Origin of the sequence: Sulfurihydrogenibium sp., from assembly GCF_027448985.1 — a bacterium.
Classification (GTDB): Bacteria; Aquificota; Aquificia; order Aquificales; family Hydrogenothermaceae; genus Sulfurihydrogenibium.
This window is the reverse complement of the sequence record NZ_DAIDMN010000164.1, coordinates 1-1130: the sequence shown is the minus strand read 5'-3', so window position 1 is coordinate 1130 and position 1130 is coordinate 1. Positions and strand designations below refer to the sequence as shown.

2 protein-coding genes are annotated in these 1130 nt (G+C 28.8%); both read left to right on the top strand.

Translation table 11 applies throughout. The features are described 5' to 3' along the window. A partial coding sequence (locus tag NE054_RS08315; protein ID WP_297890528.1) for a CRISPR-associated endoribonuclease Cas6 occupies nt 1-130 on the top strand: 130 nt, incomplete at its 5' end. Continuing rightward, nucleotides 127-1130: type I-B CRISPR-associated protein Cas8b1/Cst1 (gene cas8a1, locus NE054_RS08310; RefSeq protein WP_297890526.1), on the top strand; the 1004-nt coding region annotated here is incomplete at its 3' end. The genes NE054_RS08315 and cas8a1, both read left to right, overlap by 4 nt.

The window sequence follows — 1130 nt, the reverse complement described above, 5'->3', positions numbered from 1 at the left end:
TATGTACCTGACTGGTAATGTAGGTGTGTTCAGATTGTATGGTGACCCAGAAGACTTAAACATACTTTACAAAATAGGAATAGGAAACCGAACCGGTCAAGGCTTTGGCATGGTGGAGGTTGTGGAATGAAGGAGGGAAATAAAGAAAGAGTATACCTTTCTGATTGGTTGTACAATGCAGGAATTTTAGGTTTTCTCAAAATAAACTCCGATTTGTTTGATATTAAAACGGTAGGAGATAAAAAAGAAGTAAAATCAAAAGATGAGAATATGTTAAAGATTGGAGAAAATTATATAGAATTTGATAGAAAGATTTTTAAAGATTTTTCAAAAAGATTTTTTAACTTTGCTTTTAATCAATATTTAAAATTTTTATATGAACTTATTGAAACTTTAAAGGATAAAGAAAAATTTAATTATGTTTATGATAGATTCAAAAATTTACTGACTAACTATTCTCTTTTGAAGAAAAAACTTGGTAATATACCACCTAAAAAAGATTTTCAGGGAAAAGAAGAGCAGTTGAAACCCTTAATTGAAAAAGCCATAGGAATAATGGAACAAGATAGGGAATTTTGGGAATCTGAGGTACAGAATTATCTACGAAAGATTTACGGACAAAAAAGTTTTTTAAACAAAAGTGTAAATAAAGATAGATTCAAAAAATTTTACGAAGATTTTGAAGTTCCATTGACAGAGAACAACGTAGAAAAAGATAAAAAGTATTACTGTATTTCCTGTAATGAAAGAAAAGCAAAAAAGGATTCTATATTTGACACTGGGATTTCTAAATTCTACGGATTGAATCCGGATGCTGTAAATTTTGCTTGGAACTTTAATTCAAAACTTCCTCTTTGTGAAATTTGTGAAATTGTATATTTTTCATACTTTGCGGCATTTACTCCGATGAAAAAAGGTGATAAGACAGTATACTACTTTGTAAATTCAGATAGTTCTATATACGACCTGATTGTGGATAATTTGTTATTAGAAAAATCTTTAAACAAAGAGAATCCTCTTTTAGAGTTTTTTACAGAGCTAATATTGGAATCTTCATACAAAGAAGCTGTTTTCACTCTTCAAAATATTCAAATTTTAGAAATAGATTTAAGCGAAGAAGTTATGCCAAA